Source organism: Frigoribacterium sp. CF331, from assembly GCF_057787905.1.
Map to the genome: position 1 here is coordinate 316,664 of NZ_CM173545.1, position 16,382 is coordinate 333,045.

A 16,382-nucleotide genomic window follows, 5' to 3' on the forward strand; every position below is an offset into this window, starting at 1 on the left:
GTCAGCGGAGGTCGTCGGTCGTGCTGTAGATCGGCGTGGTCGCCACCCTCAGCGTCGGCAGGCCGAGACTCACCCTCGCAGGCCGAACCGGGGAGGCGCCGGTCGCGTCACCCGTGGACGGCACCCCGCACGACGCGGCCTGCGCACGATCCCACGCGTCGCCCGACCTCGTTCGACGCACCTCGTAGAGCGGGTCGGGAGCACCGGTGACGTCGGACAGGAGGAAGAACGACGCGGCGTCGGTGACCCGCAGGCTGACGACGTCACCGGGGCGGGGCACCTCCCGCCCGGCGGGCACCTCGAAGTGGACGAGTCGGCTGTCTTCCGCCCGCCCCGAGAGACGGTGGGTGGCGCCGTCCTTCCGGCCCCCGTCGGCGGCCACGAGGACCTCGACCCGGCGACCGACCTGGCGGCGGTTCTCCTCGGCCGAGATGCGGTCCTGGAGGGCCGTGAGGCGCTCGAACCGCTCCTGGACGACGGCCTTGGGGATCTGGTCGGCCATCTCGCCGGCCGGCGTGCCGGGGCGGACCGAGTACTGGAACGTGAAGGCCGACGCGAACCTGGCGCGTTCGACCACCCGGAGCGTCTCGGCGAAGTCCTCCTCGGTCTCGCCGGGGAAGCCCACGATGATGTCGGTGCTGATCGCGGCGTCCGGCATGGCTGCTCGGACGCGGTCGATGATGCCCAGGAACTTCTCGCTGCGGTAGCTGCGTCTCATGGCCTTCAGCACCCGGTCGGAACCCGACTGCAGGGGCATGTGGAGCTGGGGCATGACGGCGGGCGTCTCGGCCATGGCGGCGATCACGTCGTCGGTGAAGGACGCGGGATGGGGGCTCGTGAACCGGACGCGTTCGAGCCCCGGGACCGCCCCGACGGCTCGCAACAGCTTGCCGAAGGCGAGGCGGTCGCCGAACTCGACGCCGTAGGAGTTCACGTTCTGGCCCAGCAGGGTCACCTCGACGGCTCCGTCGTCCACGAGTGACGTCACCTCGGCCAGGACGTCACCCGGGCGACGGTCTTTCTCCTTGCCCCGGAGCGAGGGCACGATGCAGAAGGTGCAGGTGTTGTTGCAGCCCACCGAGATCGAGACCCAACCGCTATGGGTGGAGTCCCGTTTGGTCGGCAGGGTCGAGGGGAACACGTCCAGCGACTCGAGGATCTCGAGCTGCGCCTCGTCGTTGTGGCGCGCCCGCTCGAGCAGCGTGGGGAGCGCACCCATGTTGTGGGTGCCGAAGACCACGTCGACCCACGGCGCCTTGTCGAGGATGACGTCCCGGTCTTTCTGCGCCAGACAGCCACCGACGGCGATCTGCATGCCCCCGTGCTTCTTCTTCTGCCCGGCGAGCGTGCCCAACGTGCCGTAGAGCTTCTTGTCGGCGTTCTCGCGGACGGCACACGTGTTGATGACGACGATGTCGGCCTCGCCCCCGTCGGCCGGGACGTAACCCGCCGCCTCGAGGGAGCCGCTCAGGCGCTCGGAGTCGTGGACGTTCATCTGACAGCCGAAGGTGCGGACCTCGTAGGTGCGGGCCGGACCCTCGACGCGCGAGGCGGTGGGGATGGTGGCGACCGTCGTCATGGTGACTCAGTGTAGATCGCCGCCACCCCCGAGCCGGTCACTCGAAGCGGACCCCGCCGCGGGCGCTCCCGCCGCGGGGAAGGGCCTTATCGACCGCCCGGCGTACCACCTCGGAGCGGTAGCCCCGACGCATCAGGTAGCCGTTGAGCCGTCGCTCGGCCGTCTCGCGGTCGAGACCACGCAACGACCCGGCTCGCTTCCGCGCCCATTCGTCGGCACGCTGTTGTTCTTCGTCGTCGTCGGTCTCGGCCAGTGCCTCGTCGATGACCGCCGGGTCGATGCCCCGAGCCCTCAACTCGGACGTCACGGCCCCTCGACCGAGCCCCTTCCGTTCTTGCTTGGCCCGGACCAGCGTTGCGGCGAGCTCGGCGTCGTCGAGCAGTCCGACGCGTTCGAGACGCTCGATCTCGTCGGACACCACGGACTCGTCGAGATCGCGCGATCGGAGGAGCTTCTCCATCTCGTGCGACGACACCCCCCGACGGGACAGGGCGTGCAGGCTGACGTTCTCGGCGCGACGACGCTGCGCCTCGAGGTCTTCGGGCCCGTCGTCGGGTTGCTCGTCGAAGCCCGTGGCCTTGGGACGGCCGGCAGCCCCCGACCGGGCCCCTCGGGCCGACGGATGATCCGCCACCGAGGCGGCCGCAGCAGCGTCGTCGCCCACCCAGTGGGCACTGATGGCCGTCAGGACGGCCTCCTTGTCGGACGCGGACCGACCTGAGTGGTCGACACCGTCGAGGGCCTCCAGGGCGGGCGTCGATCGCGCCCCGTCGGTCGCCGCACCGAAGAGGGGCGTGACCGGGGCGAGGCGGGCGGTGGCGGCACCGTCATCGGACGGTCCCGACGACGCGCCGCCGTCATCGTCGCGCGAGGTCATGCGCCCTTTCGGGCGGCGATCTTGGCCTCGATCGATTCGACGGGTGCCTCGACGGGCTTCGCGCCGCCGACGCCGAGCTTGGCGAGGATCTTCTGCTCGATCTCTTGCGCGATCGCCGCGTTCTTGATGAGGAAGTTGCGCGAGTTCTCCTTGCCCTGACCGAGCTGGTCGCCCTCGTACGTGTACCACGCCCCGGACTTGCGGACGATGCCGTGTTCGACGCCGAAGTCGATGAGGCTGCCCTCACGCGAGATGCCCACTCCGTAGAGGATGTCGAACTCGGCCTGCTTGAACGGCGGCGCCATCTTGTTCTTCACGACCTTGACGCGAGTGCGGTTGCCCACGGCGTCGGTCCCGTCCTTCAGCGTCTCGATGCGGCGGATGTCGAGACGGACGGACGCGTAGAACTTCAGCGCCTTTCCGCCGGCCGTGGTCTCGGGGCTGCCGAAGAAGACACCGATCTTCTCGCGCAACTGGTTGATGAAGATCATCGTGGTGCCGGTCTGGTTGAGCCCGCCGGTGAGTTTGCGGAGCGCCTGGGACATGAGGCGCGCCTGCAGGCCCACGTGCGAATCACCCATCTCGCCCTCGATCTCGGCACGGGGCACCAGGGCGGCGACCGAGTCGATGACGACGAGGTCGATGGACCCCGAGCGGACGAGCATGTCGGCGATCTCGAGTGCCTGCTCACCGGTGTCGGGCTGCGACACCAACAACGCGTCGATGTCGACTCCGAGCTTCTTCGCGTACTCGGGGTCGAGCGCGTGCTCGGCGTCGATGAACGCGGCGATGCCACCGTTGCGCTGGGCGTTGGCGATGGCGTGCAAGGTGAGGGTCGTCTTACCGGACGACTCGGGGCCGTAGATCTCGACGATGCGTCCGCGCGGGATGCCGCCGATGCCGAGGGCGACGTCGAGGGCGATCGAGCCGGTGGGGATCACCGCCACGGGAGCACGGTCGTCGCTGCCGAGGCGCATGACGGCGCCCTTGCCGAACTGTCGGTCGATCTGGGCGAGAGCCGTCTCGAGGGCCTTCTCGCGGTCTGCTGCTGAGGGCATGTCGTTCTCCTTCGTGGTGGTCGTCCGTGCGCCTGTAGGCTGTCGCGTCGCCGCCGACCGGTGGTACAAGGTCGTCGTCGTTGCGACAAGGCTGGTGTCACCGGCTTGTGCCGGTGACGCGGGACGTCGATGCGAGGAACGCTACGGGCCACCCCCGACATCGCGATGGCGAGCAGGGCCCGAGGTGCAGAACTCGACGGTCTACGTCTCTGTGGAGGACGCTATCACCCACCCGAACACGTGTTCGACCGATCGACCTCGGCGTGTCGAACACACGGTCGACGAGATCGTGGTCAGTTCTTCGGCTCGGGCAGGCCGACCCCGTGGCGCCGGGGCACCGGCACGCCCTCGGCCTCGCACAGGGCCAGCCACACGTCCCGGGGCGACTCCCCCTGCGCGATGGCTTCGTCCGCCGTCCGGTCGCCCAACGACTGGATCACGAGATCGCGCGTGAGGACACGACCGTAGACGTCGCCGAACTCGTCCTCGACGGCCCGGGCGAACTCGCTCTTGCGCATCAGACGAGACTACCCCCGACGTCGAACGCCCCCGGCATGAGCCGGGGGCGTCGGACGTCGTGTCAGCAGGTCAGCGGACCGCGAGATCCGAGTCGAACTCGGCGACGAGGTCGTCGGGAAGCGTGTCGGGGATGGGGTTCAGCCCCTCGATGACGGCCATGCGGTCACCGACCTCACGCATGATCACCGAGATGGGCGTCTCGAGCGCGTCGGCGACCGACGCGAGGATCTCGGAACTCGCCTCTTTCTGACCACGCTCGACCTCGCTGAGGTAACCGAGGGCGACGCTCGCCTTGCTCGCGACCTGGCGGAGGGTGCGGCCCTTCTGCAGACGGAAGTCGCGGAGGACGTCGCCGATTTCTTGACGTACCAGGACCATGGGACCCTCCTTCGGGAACGACCCACCTGACGGGATGGTCTCAGGTGGGGGACGACGGGATTGGTGCTCTGACCGACTGACCACGACTGTAGCCATGAGGATCTGTGCACCTGTTGTGAACTCGGGAGTTGTAACGAGACCGAAACGCCGGCTATTCCCTCGTCTCGGCCAACCACCGACCGAGGACTGTCAGGGATTCGGAGACGGTCGCGTTTCGGATGGCCTGCCTGTCGCCGGCGAGGGCGAGTCGGACGACCCGCGTGCCTCCTGGCCAGGCGAGCCCGACGAAGACCGTCCCGGGGTCGTGCCCACCCTGCGGGTCGGGCCCGGCGACACCCGTCGTCGCGAGTCCGATGTCCGCCGGGCGGCCCTCGGTGGCCAGGACGTCGCGGACCCCGCTCGCCATGGCCTCGGCCACGTCGGCATGCACCGGCCCGTGACGGGCGAGCAGGTCTCGATCCACACCGAGCAGGGTGTGCTTGAGCTCGGTCTGGTAGGCCACCACACCGCCTCGCACGACCGCCGACGCACCCGCAACCGACACGAGCTCGGAGACGAGGGCGCCGCCGGTCAGCGACTCGGCGACGGCCACGGTCAGGCGACGACCCGTCAGCTCGGCGACGAGGTCGGAGGCCTGGGTCACGCGTCGGCCTTGCCGTGCCGGAGGGCCACCCGCATGTAGTCCGCGCCGGACACGAGCGTCGCGACCGTCGCGGCGGTCATGAACACGCCGTTCACCCAGTGCATGCCCTCGCCGAAGACGTTCCAGAGCGGGAACAGCGCGAGGGTGACCGCGACGGCCTGGAGCACCGTCTTGACCTTGCCACCCCGGGACGCCGGGATGACACGGTCGCGCAGGACGGCGAAGCGGTAGACCGTGATGCCGACCTCGCGGACGAGGTTCAGGACGGTGACCCACCAGGGGAGCTCACCGAGGATCGTGAGGGAGACGAGGGCTCCGCCGATCAGCACCTTGTCGGCGATCGGGTCGACGATCTTGCCGAAGTCGGTGACGAGGTCGAGCCCGCGGGCGAGCATGCCGTCGAGGCTGTCCGTGAGGATGGCCACGACGAAGAGAGCAGCGGCCCAGACGCGCAAGGACCCGTCGGCACCGTCGTCGATCAGCAGCCATGCGATGAACAGGGGCGCCATCAGGATGCGGACGACCGTGATCACGTTCGCGATGTTGCCCGTGCTGGCCGGTCCCGGCCCCTTGGAGGCGACCCTCCCCCGGAACGAGAAGGCCGAGCGCGGGGCAGCCGGGCCGGAGGGGTCGTGCTGAGTCATCGTCTAGTCCCTGCCCGTCAGATGCCAGGCGTCTTCGCTGCCGGCGTCGTCGTCTTCCGCGAGACCGCGGGTCATGGCCTCGACAGGGTCGTCGTCGTAGTCGCCGGCTCCGCCTCGCGACGGCGCCGCAGGAACCGAGGAGGCGCCGCCCGCGACGGGCGCGCCGCCTGCGTCCCCACCACGCAGCTTCGCCAGTACGCCGGGGAGCTGCTCGGTCGTGACGAGCACGTCACGCGCCTTGGAACCCTCGGAGGGACCCACGATGTCTCGCGACTCCATGAGGTCCATCAGGCGACCCGCCTTGGCGAAACCGACCCGGAGCTTGCGCTGCAGCATCGAGGTCGAACCGAACTGCGTGCTCACGACCAGTTCGGCGGCGGCGAGCAGGAGTTCGAGGTCGTCACCGATGTCGCCGTCGATCTCGCGCTTCTCGACCACCGCCGCGACGTCGGGCCGGTAGTCGGGTCGGGCCTGGCGGGTGACGTGGGCGACGACCTGGGCCACCTCGTTCTCTTGCACCCACGCGCCCTGGACGCGCATCGCCTTGGAGGCTCCCATGGGGAGGAAGAGTCCGTCGCCCTGGCCGATGAGCTTGTCGGCACCCGGCTGGTCGAGGATGACCCGGGAGTCGGTGACGCTCGAGACCGCGAACGCGAAACGCGACGGCACGTTGGCCTTGATGAGGCCGGTCACGACGTCGACCGAAGGACGCTGGGTGGCCAGCACCAGGTGGATGCCGGAGGCGCGGGCGAGTTGGGTGATGCGGACGATGCTGTCCTCGACGTCACGGGGCGCGACCATCATCAGGTCGGCCAACTCGTCGACCACCACGAGCAGGTACGGGTAGGGCTTGAGCTTGCGCTGGCTGCCCGCCGGGAGGACGATCTCGCCGCCGACCACGGCACGGTTGAAGTCGTCGATGTGGCGGAAGCCGAAGCTGGCCAGGTCGTCGTACCGCATGTCCATCTCTTTCACGACCCACTGCAGCGCCTCGGCGGCCTTCTTGGGGTTCGTGATGATGGGTGTGATCAGGTGGGGGACGCCGGCGTAGATCGACAGTTCGACGCGCTTGGGGTCGATGAGCACCATGCGCACGTCGGTGGGCTTGGCCCTCATGAGCAGCGACGTGATCATCGAGTTGATGAAGCTCGACTTGCCGGAGCCGGTGGCCCCGGCCACGAGCAGGTGGGGCATCTTGGCCAGGTTGGCGACCACGTAGCCGCCCTCGACGTCCTTGCCGACGCCGATCGTCAACGGGTGGACGCTCTTGGTGGCGGCCGACGACCGCAACACGTCACCGAGGGCGACGATCTCTTTGTCGGTGTTGGGGATCTCGACGCCGATCGCGCTCTTGCCCGGGATCGGGGACAGGATGCGGACCTCGTTCGACGCCACGGCGTAGGCGAGGTTCTTCGTCAGGGCGGTCACGCGCTCGACCTTGACGCCAGGGCCGAGTTCGATCTCGTACCGGGTGACGGTCGGACCGCGCTTGAGGCCCGTGACCTTGGCGTCGACGTTGAACTGGTCGAGCACCTGGCTGATGGCCGCGACGATCGCGTCGTTGGCCTCGCTGCGGGCCTTGGCGGGCTCGCCCACCGACAGGCTCGAGACGGCGGGGAGCCGGTACGGGGCGCTCTCGGCACCGTCGTCGACCTCGTCGAGAGACGGTGGAGCCGGTTCGTCGGGATCGACGGCGAGGAAGTCGGCGGCGGCGTCGCTCTCACCGACGGGCTCGGCGGGGACGGACGGCAGCACGGTGGTGGACGCGGTGGGCTGTGCCGGCGGCACGTCGAAGCCCTGCGCGCGCACGGCGTCCTCGGCGCGGTCGAGGTCACCCAGGAGATCGGCCGAGAAGACGTCCGTCGGAGCCGTGGGGCGATCGTCGACCCCGGTGTCGGCAGCCGCACCCGCGTCGTCGGCACCGGGCTCGAAGACCGGCTTCTTGCGGCGGCGTCGGCCGGGCGTCTCGGTCGGCGAGGTCTCGCCCGCGCTGACGAGCGGGGTGTCGTACGCCGGGTCGTCCTCGCGCTGGTCCTTGTTGCGCCGCCACCAGGGCAGGGACTCGGACTCGGCCAGGTCGACGAGGTCGGGGTCTCCCCCGGCCGAGGAGGACGTCGACGTCGTCTCGCCGAACAGGTACGAGTACAGCTCGCCGAGGCGGCGGTGGATGCGGTTCGGCGGGGTCTTCGTGATGATCAGGAGCGAGAAGGCCAGCAGGACGACGACGAGCGGCACCGCGACCCACTCGGTCGCGAGCGCGACGAGCCACGACGCCACGACCCAGCCGAGAACCCCGCCGCCCGTGGCGAGGGCGCGGAGTCCTTCTGCCGCCTCCGGCTGACCGCCGAAGATGTGACAGAGCGCGCTGATGGAGACGATGGAGAGCCCCAGGCCGATGCCGATGCGCGTGTTGTCGTGCACCGAAGCCGGGTGTCGGAACAACCAGCCGGCGAAGAGGACCATGATGACCGGCAGGGCGTACGCGACCCGGCCCACCAACCCGCCGAACGTGTAGGCGTCGAAGCCCACCGCGAGCGGACTGGTGGGGTTGAGCCATTCGACGACCGCGCCGGCGACGGCGAGGAGCACGAGCAGGAACGGCACGCCGTCACGACGCTCGTCTTTGGCGAGCGACTCTTTGCCCAGCAGCCGGAACGCCCCACCGGTCAGGTGGGCGAGGCCCATCCACGCCGAGACGAGCGGACCCGGGCCCTCTCGGACGGGGTCGGGTCGACGGGCCGCGGGCAGCCTCGTGGTCGCCTTCGTGGCACCGGAGGTCTGCGACGCGCGCGACGACGAGCGCGAACGCGCGGTCGACTTGGTGGGCGTGGCCATGGGCTCCAAGGTACCTCTCAGCACCGACAGCGGCCGGAGGCGGTCCGGTGTGTGTCAGTAGCGGATGGCGTCGATGACCTTGACGCGGATCGCCACCAGGGCCGGCAACAGCCCGGCGACGGCCCCGATGGCCGTGGCCGACGCGAGGCCGACGAGTGCCGCCTCGACGGGGAACGGAGGCAGGTCGCTGACGGCCCCCTGGGCGACGTAGCCCTGGACGGTCGGATTCTCGACGACCAGGACGGCCGCCATCACGCCCACCGCCCCCGCCACGACCGTGCCGACGACGCTCTCGAGCATCACGGCGAAGAAGACCCGCGGAGCCGTCGCCCCGAACGACCGTCGGACGCCGATCTCGCGGATGCGCTGGCGGACCGTCACGAGGGCGATGTTGACCAGCCCGAGGCCACCGAGCAACAGGACGAGGACGCCGACCCCGGTGATGACGAGCTTGACCGGTCCGAGCGGGTCGGCATCACCGCCGGCGGCGTAGTCCTGCCGCACGACGTCGACCTGCACGTCGTCGCCGAGGGAGGCCCCCATGTCGGACGCCACCTGGGCGCTCAGCGCATCGCTCGCATCGGGCGGGAGCCACATCTCGTACTGGAGCGTCTCGACGCCGTAGCTCGCGAGCGTCAGGTCGTGATCGGAGATCGGCAACAGGTACATCTGCGTTCCGTCGTACTCCGACGCGGCCGAGACGCCGGTGACGACGAGCGTCGCCGAGTCCGCACCTCGGACCAGGAGGGTCGGGTGCGACGACAGCGGTGGAGACCCCAGCTGTCGCCAGAGCACCTCGTTGACGATGACGGGAGGCGCGAGACGGGTGGCGTCGGCGTCGGTGAACCACGCCCCCTCGGTCATGACGACCCGGTGCATCTCGCCGTAGGGCACGTCGACCGTCACCGCGGCGATCTCGGACACGCCGTCCGTGAGTTGCACGGCACGGGTGCCGTAGACGACCCGGCTGGTCTGCTCGATGCCGTACCGCGCGGTCGCGGTCGAGAACGCGTCCTCGACCGACTCGGCGCTCGGAGAGGTGGACCCGGTGCCGTAGGCGTTGACGGCGTAGTTCGCGGGACGCCCGCCGTACCGCTCCGAGGTCTCGCGGGACGCCTGCTCGGCGAGTCCGCCGAGCGCGACGACGCCCGTCAGGGCCGCGACGGCCACCGCGACCCCGAGGAGGCTGAGCAGCACCCGCAGCTTGTTGACACGCAACTCGGCCCAGGCCTCGGCGAAGGCCCCGACGACGTCGGCCGCCGCCCGTCTCACGCGTGCACCTCGTCCGAGACGGACGGTGCCGACGCCGGGGCGCCGACCGCCGGCGAGAGGACGCCGGTGTCGAGCTGGTAGTGCCGGGACGCCCTGGCCGCCACCGCGAGGTCGTGGGTGATCGTCACGAGGGCGGCCTCGTTCTCGGTCGCGATGCCGTCGAGGAGGGTCATCACGCCGGCACCGGTCTCGACGTCGAGCGCACCGGTGGGCTCGTCGGCCAGGATCACGCGCGGTCGGCGGACGAGCGATCGGGCGATCGCCACGCGCTGCTGCTCACCCCCCGACAGTCGGTGCGGCATCGAGTCGGCCCGGTGGCCGAGTCCGACGCGCTCGAGCATCTCGCCGGCGATGGACCGGCGGCGCCAGAACTCGGAGCCCGACGAGTAGAGCAGGGGGGTCATGACGTTCTCGAGCGCCGTCCTGCCCTGGAGCAGGTTGAACTGCTGGAAGATGAAGCCGACCTGGGCACCCCTCAGCCGGTCGCGCCGACCCCGTCGGATCGTGCGCACGTCGAGGCCGTCGAACCAGTGGGTACCCGTCGTGGGCTCGTCGATGAGCCCGAGGATGTTGAGCAGGGTCGACTTGCCGGACCCCGAACGCCCGACGATGCTGACGTGCTCACCCGCACCCACCTCGAGGTCGACGCCCGTGAGGATGTCGAGGGTCGCGTCGTCCGCGAGGGGCACGGTCTTGGTCACGGCCTCGAGCCTGATCAGCGCCATCAGCTGCAGAGGTCCTCGCCCGTGGTGGGGTCGACGCAGTCGCCCTGGGGCGCCGCGGCCGCCCCCGGGACGAACTCGAGCACGAGGTCGCCTTCCGCGAGACCACCCGTGACCTCGACGGTCGTCCCGTCGTTGATGCCCAGGGTCACGTCCCGCTTCTCGGTCGTGCCGTCCGCCGTGACGACCGAGACCACGCCCTTGCCCGCGGCTCCCTCGACGGCGGTGAGGGGAACCGTCAGCACGTCGGTGGCGACGCCCGCCGGGATGGTGAGCTTCGCCGCGAGGCCGCTGAACACCGTGACGTCGCCCGGGACCACGCACGAGACGCTCTGACCGGACGCGTCACCCGTCGGAGCGGTCTCGCCGGTCTCGCCGGTGCCGGACGACGACGAGGAGGTGCCTGCACCGATCGTCAGCGACGTGCAGGGGAACGGCGCCGGACCGCCGGTGATCGCGACCGAGCCCTCGGCCGGCCGGCTGACGAGGCGGTACAGCTGTGCGGCGGCGAGCGACCCCGTGACATGGAAGGTGGGAGGCGCGACCTGCGCGACGGCGTCGCCCACGACCACCGTCTGGTCCTTGATGACGGCGACCGACGTGACCGTCCCGGCCACGGGTGCCGTGATGACCGCCGTCTTCACGATCGGCTTGCGTTCGGTCACCGTGCCGTCGGCGGCGACGAGCGGTTCTTGCGGCGTCTCGGAGCGGAGGCTTGCGAGGCGGTCGCCGGCCGCGACGGCCTGCCCGGCGACGACGTCGACGGTCGTGACCGCACCGGCGAGCGTGGCGGGCACCGGAGCAGCCGGGTCGGACACGACGGTGGCGTCGACCACGACGTCGTTCGTGATGGTGCCGACCGAGACCGCCACCTGGGGCTCGACGAGTTCGCCCGTGGGGAAGGCGACCTCGTCGTCACCGCTCGCCGGGGCGGCGAAGAACGCGAGCTTGACGAGAGCCGCCGCGATGGCGACGAAGATCAGGATGCGCAGGATCGGGAAGACCCAGACTTTGGCGATGCGCAACGGCTACCCCCGGTCGATGTGCTGACGTGTCAGACATCACGGTAGCGAGGTGGCGACAACCGGCGCCTCACCCCCGAGGATGACTGACGTCGCCGAAGATCAGCCTCTCGGACCGGAGCCGGGTGGGGCGGCAGGGCGACTCCGCCCCGGCGAGGGCACCACGTCCCGCACGCACGACGACGGCCCGCGGGGTCTCCCCCGCGGGCCGTCGTCGTCCGTCTCACCCTCAGGCGCTGATGACCACCGGCACGATCATCGGACGACGACGGTGCTGCGTGTTCACCCAGCGACCGACCGTGCGGCGCACGACCTGGCTGAAGGCGTGCGTGTCACGTGTGCCGTTCTCGGCGGCCTCGGTGAGTGCCGCGATGATCTTCGGCTTGACGTCGTCGAACACCCTCTCGTCCTCCGCGAAGCCGCGCGACTGGATCTCGGGCCCGACGACCACGCGGCCGGTGGACGCGTCGATGGCGATGAAGACCGAGATGAAGCCCTCTTCGCTCAGGATGCGGCGGTCCTTCAGGTCGGCGTCGGTGATCTCGCCCACCGTCGAGCCGTCGACGTAGACGTAGCCGAGGTCGAGCTGGCCGACCACCTTCGCGACGCCGTCGCGGAGGTCGACGACGATGCCGTCCTCGCCGAGGATGGTGTTCTTCTGCGGGACGCCGGTGCGGACCGCCAGGGCGGCGTTCGCGTACAGGTGCCGGTGCTCGCCGTGGACGGGCATGACGTTCTTCGGCCGCAGGATGTTGTAGCAGTAGAGCAGCTCGCCGGCGGACGCGTGACCCGAGACGTGCACCTTGGCGTTGCCCTTGTGGACGACCTTGGCGCCGAGCTTCGTGAGGCCGTCGATGACGCGGTAGACGGCGTTCTCGTTGCCGGGGATGAGACTCGAGGCCAGGATGATGGTGTCGTCCGCGCCGATCTCGATCTGGTGTTCGAGGTTCGCCATGCGGGCCAGGACGGCCATGGGCTCGCCCTGCGAGCCGGTGCTCATGTAGACGATGCGGTCGTCGGGCAGGTCCTTCGCCTTCTTCGCGTCGATGAGCACGCCGTCGGGCACCTTGAGGTAGCCCAGGTCGGCCGCGATGCCCATGTTGCGCACCATCGATCGGCCCATGAACGCGACCCGACGGCCATTGGCGTGGGCCGCGTCGAGCACCTGCTGGACCCGGTGCACGTGACTGGAGAAGCTCGCGACCACCACCCGGCGGGGGGCCCGCCGGATGACGTCGTCGAGCACGGGCCCGATGTCACGCTCGAGCGCCGTGAACCCGGGCACGTCGGCGTTCGTCGAGTCGGGAAGGAACAGGTCGACGCCCTCTTCGCCCAGGCGGGCGAAGGCACGGAGGTCGGTGATCCGGTCGTCGAGCGGCAGCTGGTCCATCTTGAAGTCGCCGGTGTGCAGCACGGTGCCGGCCGACGTGCGGATCGCGACGGCCAGGGCGTCGGGGATGGAGTGGTTGACCGCGATGAACTCGAGGTCGAACGGCCCGAGGGACTCGCGCCCACCCTCTTTGACCGCGAGCGTGTAGGGCGTGATGCGGTGCTCTTTGAGCTTCGCCTCGATCAGGGCCAGCGTGAGCTGCGAGCCGATCAGCGGGATGTCCTTGCGCAGACGGAGCAGGTAAGGCACCGCGCCGATGTGGTCCTCGTGACCGTGCGTCAGGACGACGGCGAGGATGTCGTCGAGGCGGTCACGGATGGGTGAGAAGTCCGGCAGGATCAGGTCGACGCCGGGCTGGTGCTCTTCGGGGAAGAGCACGCCGCAGTCGACGATCAGCAGCTTGCCGTCGATCTCGTAGACCGTCATGTTGCGGCCGATCTCGCCGAGCCCGCCGACGGGGATCACGCGGAGCGTGCCCTTGGCGAGATCTCGGGGAGCGTGGATTGTCGTGGGCATCTGTTCCTTCGGTTGGGGTGGGGCTCGTGCCCCGGTGTGCGGGAGGACTTCGGACCGACGTCGGCGTCGGTGGGGGTCGGCGAGTCAGCGGGTGGTGCCGTGCACCTTGGGCAGCGCGCCCCCGGCGGCCGCGTTCCGGTCGGGGCGGAAGCGGCTGAGGTCGAGGCCGGGGATCGCCCCGACGTGCGACAGCTCGTCCTCGATCAGGGCGGCCTCGCTGTCCTCGGGACCGACCAGGGGCAGCCGGACCCGCGGGCTCGAGATGCGGCCGAGGCCGTGGAGGATGTACTTGGCGGCCACCGTGCCGGGCACGTGGGTCATGACGGCGCGGACGAGGGGCTCGAGCATCCGGTGCGCCTCGGTCGCCGTGTGCAGGTCGCCCGCGTTCACGGCGTCGACGATGGTGCGGTAGGGCGCCGCGGCGATGTTGGCGGTGACGCCGATCAGGCCGGAGGCGCCGATCGCGAGGTGCGGCAGCACGTTGGCGTCGTCGCCCGAGAAGTAGAGCAGGTCGGTCTGGTTGAGCACCCGGCTGACCTCGGCGAAGTCGCCCTTGGCGTCCTTGACGGCGACGATGTTGGGGTGCTTCGCGGCCCGGAGGAGGGTCTCGTACTTGATCGGGATGCCGGTGCGGCCCGGGATGTCGTAGAGGATGACCGGCAGGTCGGTCGCGTCCGCGATCATGCGGAAGTGCGTCAGCACCCCGGCCTGGGTGGGCTTGTTGTAGTACGGGGTGACGATCATCACGCCGTCGGCGCCGGCCTTCTCGCTGGCCTTGTAGAGCTGGATGGCGTGCGCGGTCTCGTTCGACCCGCCGCCCGTGATGATCTTGGCCCGCCCCGCGGCCACCGACTTGCCCACCTCGACGAGGCGGAGCTTCTCGGGGTCGGTCAGCGTGCTGGTCTCACCCGTCGTGCCCGTGACGACGATGCCGTCGGCCCCGGCGGTGATGCAGTCGTCGATGTGCTTCTCGACGGCGGGCCAGTCGACCTCGCCGTCGGCGGTGAACGGCGTCACGAGGGCGACGAGGACCTGTCCGAAGGGGTTGCTGATGTTCGACACGCCCTCCAGCGTACTGTCTCGCGTCGGGCCCGCCCTCCCCCGTGCCGGGCCCGTCGCCTCCGGTCGGGAGGCGCGGGTCGCGCCGCCGAGGACGGCCGTCAGGGGGCGACGCGCCCGTTCGCCCCGAACGCCGCGTACGTGAGCGGCATCAACTCGGCCCACAGGTCTTCCATCTTCTCGGCGCACATCTCGATCTCGCGTTGCGGGAACGACGGGAAGTGCGTGCCCTCGCGCTTGGTGCGCAGGCTGAGGAAGTTCATGAGCGACCGGGCGTTCACGGTGACGTACATCGACGAGTAGATGTTCAGCGGCAACACGATGCGGGCGACCTCGCGGGCGATGCCGGCGTCGAGCATGCGCTGGTAGGCATCGAACGCCTGGGTCGAGGCGGCCCGGGTGGCCTCGTCGACGAGGGCGGACTGCTCGGGCGTGCCGGGCAGGAAGTCGTACGCGCCGGGCTTGCCGACCTGCTGCAGGTTGCGCGTGGGTGCGGGCACGTAGAAGACGGGGTTCAACTCGCGGTAGCGGCCGGACTCCTCGTTGTAGCTGGCCATCCGGTGACGCATGAACTCGCGGAAGACGAAGATGGGCGCCTGCACGTAGAAGGTCATGGAGTTGTGCTCGAAGGGCGACCCGTGCCGGTCGCGCATCAGGTAGTTGATGAGCCCCGCACCCTTCGTCGCCTGGGCGCCGTCGGCGGAGGCCTGTGCGCCGTCGAGCGTCAGTTCGCCCATGGTCGACACGCGGGCGGCGAACAGCACGTCGGAGTCGTGGGCGCTCGAGCGGACCAGCTCGACGGTGACGTCGGAGCGGAACTCGGGGGTCTTGTCTGAGGGCACGGCGGGGGTGGCTTCGGTCTCGGGCACGGCGTCGACTCTACCTGGCAGGACGCTCCCGACGGGAAGCGCCGCAGACACCGGCGGCCGCTCCCCCAGGGCTGCGGAATACGGTGTCCCCATGACCGACGCACTCACCGTCCTGATCTCCGGCGCCAGCGGCATGATCGGCGCGGAGCTGACCCGCCAACTCCGCGAGGCAGGCCATCGTCCGCTCTCGTTGGTGCGTCGTGAGCCCCGGGCCGAGGACGAGTTCACCTGGGTGCCGAGTGCCGGCATCGTCGACCACGACCTGATCGCCCGCGCGGACGCCGTCGTGAACCTGGCCGGCGCCTCCTTGGGTCGTCTGCCGTGGACGGCCGGGTACAAGCGCGACATCCTCGAGTCCCGCCTCGCCGCGACGTCGACGTTGGTCGACGGCATGGCGGCCGCGTCGTCGGCCCCGGCGACGTTCCTCAGCGGCTCGGCCGTGGGCGTCTACGGCGACCGACCGGGCCAGCGCCTCACCGAGGCGAGCGGCCGCGGCGAGGGGTTCCTCAGCGACGTGGTCGTGGCCTGGGAGGCCGCCGCCGAGAAGGCTCCCGAGGGCACGAGGGTCGTCACGCTGCGGACCGGCATCGTCATCGGACCCGGTGGAGGCGCGCTGAAGCCCCTGCTGCCCCTCACCAAGCTGGGCCTCGGTTCGCGACTGGGCTCGGGCGACCAGTTCTGGCCATGGATCAGCCTCCACGACGAGGCGGCCGCGATCGTGCACCTGCTCACGTCGTCGGTCGCGGGTCCCGTCAACCTGGTCGGCCCGACGCCCGCGACGAGCGACCTGATCACGCGGACGCTCGCCGCCGACCTGCACCGCCCCTACCTGCTCGGCGTCCCCGAGGCCGTCATCTCGACGGCCATGCAAGAGGCTGGTCGCGAGATGCTGCTGCCGAGCCAGCAGGTCGTGCCCGAGGTGCTCGAGCGCGACGGCTTCGAGTTCCGGCACCGCACGGTCGAGCAGGCGCTGTCGGCGTTCGTCGACGCCCTCTGACC

15 protein-coding genes are annotated in these 16,382 nt (G+C 70.2%); 1 reads left to right on the forward strand and 14 read right to left on the reverse strand.

From position 1 onward, the window contains the following. Window position 1: 1 nt before the first annotated feature. The 14 genes from miaB to thyX all read right to left on the reverse strand — a co-directional run bounded on the left by miaB (window position 2) and on the right by thyX (window position 15,383). Window positions 2-1,579: a tRNA (N6-isopentenyl adenosine(37)-C2)-methylthiotransferase MiaB gene (gene miaB / locus AC3CCI_RS01460; RefSeq protein ID WP_488627887.1), complete on the reverse strand. Its 1,578-nt coding sequence runs from the start codon at window positions 1,577-1,579 to the stop codon at window positions 2-4. 37 nt (window positions 1,580-1,616) lie between these two features. Then, a complete protein-coding gene (locus AC3CCI_RS01465) occupies window positions 1,617-2,456 on the reverse strand; it encodes a regulatory protein RecX (RefSeq protein WP_488627888.1) in 840 nt (279 codons plus the stop codon). Continuing rightward, complete coding sequence (gene recA / locus AC3CCI_RS01470) at window positions 2,453-3,514, reverse strand: recombinase RecA (RefSeq protein ID WP_354595568.1); 1,062 nt, start codon at window positions 3,512-3,514, stop codon at window positions 2,453-2,455. Before recA ends, AC3CCI_RS01465 begins: the two co-directional genes overlap by 4 nt. 293 nt (window positions 3,515-3,807) lie before the next feature. Next, window positions 3,808-4,032: a DUF3046 domain-containing protein gene (locus AC3CCI_RS01475; RefSeq protein ID WP_354595569.1), complete on the reverse strand. Its 225-nt coding sequence runs from the start codon at window positions 4,030-4,032 to the stop codon at window positions 3,808-3,810. Window positions 4,033-4,102: 70 nt separating this feature from the next. Further along, window positions 4,103-4,411: a helix-turn-helix domain-containing protein gene (locus tag AC3CCI_RS01480; protein WP_043596680.1), complete on the reverse strand. Its 309-nt coding sequence runs from the start codon at window positions 4,409-4,411 to the stop codon at window positions 4,103-4,105. Between the two features lie 151 nt (window positions 4,412-4,562). Beyond that, window positions 4,563-5,054 (reverse strand): CinA family protein, encoded by a 492-nt coding sequence (locus AC3CCI_RS01485; protein ID WP_354595570.1) that lies wholly within the window; start codon window positions 5,052-5,054, stop codon window positions 4,563-4,565. Beyond that, entirely contained in the window at window positions 5,051-5,698 is a 648-nt protein-coding gene (gene pgsA, locus AC3CCI_RS01490; RefSeq protein WP_488627889.1) for a CDP-diacylglycerol--glycerol-3-phosphate 3-phosphatidyltransferase, read from the reverse strand. The genes AC3CCI_RS01485 and pgsA overlap by 4 nt, the downstream gene beginning before the upstream one ends. Before the next feature lie 3 nt (window positions 5,699-5,701). Then, window positions 5,702-8,533 (reverse strand): FtsK/SpoIIIE family DNA translocase, encoded by a 2,832-nt coding sequence (locus tag AC3CCI_RS01495; protein WP_488627890.1) that lies wholly within the window; start codon window positions 8,531-8,533, stop codon window positions 5,702-5,704. A 54-nt stretch (window positions 8,534-8,587) separates the two neighbouring features. After that, complete coding sequence (locus AC3CCI_RS01500; protein WP_488627891.1) at window positions 8,588-9,805, reverse strand: ABC transporter permease; 1,218 nt, start codon at window positions 9,803-9,805, stop codon at window positions 8,588-8,590. Next, window positions 9,802-10,530 (reverse strand): ABC transporter ATP-binding protein, encoded by a 729-nt coding sequence (locus tag AC3CCI_RS01505; protein WP_354595574.1) that lies wholly within the window; start codon window positions 10,528-10,530, stop codon window positions 9,802-9,804. The genes AC3CCI_RS01500 and AC3CCI_RS01505 overlap by 4 nt, the downstream gene beginning before the upstream one ends. Continuing rightward, window positions 10,530-11,552 (reverse strand): efflux RND transporter periplasmic adaptor subunit, encoded by a 1,023-nt coding sequence (locus tag AC3CCI_RS01510; protein ID WP_354595575.1) that lies wholly within the window; start codon window positions 11,550-11,552, stop codon window positions 10,530-10,532. The genes AC3CCI_RS01505 and AC3CCI_RS01510 overlap by 1 nt, the downstream gene beginning before the upstream one ends. Before the next feature lie 226 nt (window positions 11,553-11,778). After that, entirely contained in the window at window positions 11,779-13,455 is a 1,677-nt protein-coding gene (locus AC3CCI_RS01515; RefSeq protein WP_354595576.1) for a ribonuclease J, read from the reverse strand. A gap of 84 nt (window positions 13,456-13,539) precedes the next feature. After that, entirely contained in the window at window positions 13,540-14,517 is a 978-nt protein-coding gene (dapA, locus tag AC3CCI_RS01520; protein WP_488627892.1) for a 4-hydroxy-tetrahydrodipicolinate synthase, read from the reverse strand. Between the two features lie 98 nt (window positions 14,518-14,615). After that, window positions 14,616-15,383, reverse strand: coding sequence for an FAD-dependent thymidylate synthase (gene thyX, locus AC3CCI_RS01525; RefSeq protein WP_354595578.1), 768 nt, complete (start codon window positions 15,381-15,383; stop codon window positions 14,616-14,618). 91 nt (window positions 15,384-15,474) lie between these two features. Here thyX and AC3CCI_RS01530 point away from each other — a divergent pair, with 91 nt between their 5' ends. Then, complete coding sequence (locus AC3CCI_RS01530) at window positions 15,475-16,380, forward strand: TIGR01777 family oxidoreductase (protein WP_354595579.1); 906 nt, start codon at window positions 15,475-15,477, stop codon at window positions 16,378-16,380. The last annotated feature ends 2 nt before the right edge of the window (window positions 16,381-16,382 follow it).